The sequence below is a fragment of the Actinosynnema sp. genome (genome assembly GCF_052038725.1).
This window is the reverse complement of sequence record NZ_JBQGCX010001149.1, coordinates 1-1505: the sequence shown is the minus strand read 5'-3', so window position 1 is coordinate 1505 and position 1505 is coordinate 1. Positions and strand designations below refer to the sequence as shown.

Sequence of the window (1505 nt, the reverse complement as noted above, 5' to 3'; positions counted from 1 at the left end):
GGGCTGCCGGTCGACGCCGACGCGCTCGCCCGGCTCGACCCCGCCGACGCCCTCGGCGACCGCCGCCTCACCGCCGTGCTGGCCACCGCGCTGCACGCCGTGCCGCGCGCCCGCCTCGCCGCCGAACTCGCCGCCCTGACGGGACTTCCGCTGTCCCGCCGCGTCGCCGACGTCGCCGGGCTGCACCGGGGGCCGCACCGCGAGTTCCCCGACGAGCTGCGCCGCTCCGGGCTGCTGCGGCTGGCCACCGCCGTCGACCTCGGGGTGCTGCACGCCGTGTCCGCCGCGCTCGCCCCGGACGCGGCTGCCCGCGACAACACCGCGTGGTCCGCGCTGCACGCCGACGAGCTGGGCCCGCGCCCGTTCGCCGGGCTGCGCGCGGGACTGCTGGCCGAGAGCGGTTCCGCGCTGTGCTGGGCCGACGGCCGCGACCGGTCCGTCGAGCAGGGGCGGGTGCTGGGCGTGGAGGAGGCGGTGGCCGCGACGTGGCGGCTGCGCGGGCCGCACCCCGAGCTGCTGCACCTGATCGGGCCGTCCGGCAGCGGGAAGTCCACGTTCGGGCGCGGTTGGGGCGAGCTGGTCTCGCTCGACGAGCTGCGCGCCGCGCGCGGCGACCGCTCCGACCAGTCCGCGAACGACGCGATCGCCCACGAGGCGAGGGGTCTGCTGGACGCGGCGCTCGCGCGCGGCGGTGACGTGGTGTGGGACGCCACCTCGCTCACCGACCAGCTGCGCGCGCCCGTGGACGCCGCGGCCCGCAGGCGCGGCGCGCTGCTCACCCACGTCGTGGCGCTCGTGCCCGAACGGGTGCTCGACGCGCGCGACGCGGCCCGGCCGCACCCGGTGCCCGCCGCCGTGCGCGCCGCTCAGCTGCGCCGCTACAGCCCGCCGTACCCGTGGCAGGCGCACCGCACCTGGTACCTGGGCGAGAGCGGCGAGATCGAGGACGACGGGGGAGAGCCCTGATGCGCACCAGCGAGCAGGTCTACCACCGGGTCCGCTGGGACGCCCGGTTCGACCAGGCCCGGTTCACCTTCGGCGTCGCCCAGCGCGGGGCCGCGGTCAAGCGGGTGCCGATGGTCGTGTTCGACCCCACCGAGGTGCCGTGGCACCGGGTGCTGTTCGTGGAGGCGGACGGCGAGGTGCTGTGGGACCGGGCGTCCGGGGTCGACCGGATCGAGCGGTCGGCGGCCGGGCGGGGCCGGTCCGCCGGGGTGCTGCGACCGCCGTACTTCGACGCGGGCGCGCCGCACTCGTGGCACCCGGTCGACGGCTGGCGTCCCGGTTCCGGCGCCGCCCCACCCGGCGCGTCGCTGCGGGTGCTGACGTGGAACACGTTGTGGGACAAGTACAACCCGGAGCTCGTGCGCACCGCGCGGCGGCGCCCGCTGCTGCTGGCCGAGCTCCAGGTCGCGGACGCCGACGTGATCGCGCTGCAGGAGGTCGAGCCGGAGCTGGCCGCGATGCTGGCCGCCGCGCCGTGGGTGCGCGAGCGCTACACCTTC

The 1505-nt window shown here is 77.9% G+C and carries 2 protein-coding genes; both read left to right on the top strand.

Annotated features, from left to right (window positions below; translation table 11 throughout):
- Positions 1 to 966 (top strand): AAA family ATPase (locus tag ACTUAL_RS24185; RefSeq protein ID WP_440901857.1); only part of this gene is annotated, 966 nt, incomplete at its 5' end.
- The coding region (locus tag ACTUAL_RS24180) for an RNA repair domain-containing protein (protein WP_440901856.1) at positions 966 to 1505 on the top strand (540 nt) is incomplete at its 3' end. The genes ACTUAL_RS24185 and ACTUAL_RS24180, both read left to right, overlap by 1 nt.